The following is a 1,162-nucleotide window of genomic DNA, read 5'->3' as shown; positions in this document are numbered from 1 at the left end:
CTTTTACACATTTTTTCAATTTCTTCTTTCCTCCTTTTTTTAAGCATATAAAAAACCCTCTTTCTGCACGAAAGAAGACAGTCGTTGGACAAAATAAAAATCAAAAGACGGCGCCTTTTGATGAAGCTTTCTGAAATGAACCTTTCCATAATATATATCTCTTTTTAGAGGCTGTCAATGACTTGGTTTTCTATTATTTCAACTGTATGTTTATGCACTCAAACCCGCATGTTTTCAGGGTTTTTACGTCATATGATGCTTATTCCTCTCCTTGACAAAAACACTTTAGTCATTTAAACTACTGCCTCATATCATATCCATTATTTCCGATCGACAAAGGAGGCTGTTTGATTTATATGAATCCTATTCAAAGCCGATTACAGGCTCACGCACCTTTGATTTTAGATGGTGCACTTGCAACGGAGCTTGAACGAAAGGGCTGTGATTTAAACGACAGTTTATGGTCAGCCAAAATCCTCATTGAACAGCCAGAATTGATTCAGCAAGTACACTTGGACTACTTCCAAGCAGGTGCTGACTGTGCAACAACAGCCAGCTACCAAACGACAATTGATGGCTTTGCTGAAAAAGGCTATACAAAAGAAGAAGCCATCGAATTAATGAAACGATCTGTCACGTTAGCAAAAGAAGCATGCGAGCAGTTTTGGCAGGATGAGACACAACGTAAAGAGCGGGCAAAACCATTTGTCGCTGGATCTGTGGGGCCCTTCGGCGCTTATTTGTCTGATGGTTCAGAATATAAGGGAAATTACGGTCTCACGGAGCAGGAACTCATTGATTTTCACAGACCAAGAATTCAAGCTTTAGTAGAGGCTGGTGCAGATATTCTCGCTTGTGAAACCATCCCTTGTCTCATTGAAGCAATCGCCATCGCTAAACTGCTGCAGGATGAGTTCAGCGGTGTATATGGGTGGATTACATTTAGTGCAAAGGATGGTCAGCACATTAGTGAAGGAGATTTACTTAGAGACTGTGTACAAGCACTCGAGCCATATGAGCAGATCGCTGCTGTTGGCGTAAACTGTACACCGCCGCAATATATGTCTTCTCTCATTCAGGAGATGAAAAAAGGGACGAGCAAACCGATTGTCGTGTATCCGAACTCAGGGGAATTATATGATCCTGAAGAAAAGGTTTGGAG

Annotated in this window: 1 protein-coding gene; it reads left to right on the top strand. The window is 41.4% G+C overall.

Annotated elements, in window-relative coordinates; all coding sequences use genetic code 11:
- Positions 1-356 precede the first annotated feature (356 nt).
- The coding region (mmuM, locus tag V7659_RS28000) for a homocysteine S-methyltransferase (protein ID WP_335543339.1) at positions 357-1,162 on the top strand (806 nt) is incomplete at its 3' end.

The sequence above is a fragment of the Neobacillus drentensis genome (assembly GCF_036966985.1).
Taxonomy (GTDB): Bacteria; Bacillota; Bacilli; order Bacillales; family Cytobacillaceae; genus Neobacillus; species Neobacillus drentensis_E.
Note: the sequence above shows the minus strand (reverse complement) of the source record. Positions and strands in the feature narration are given on the sequence as shown.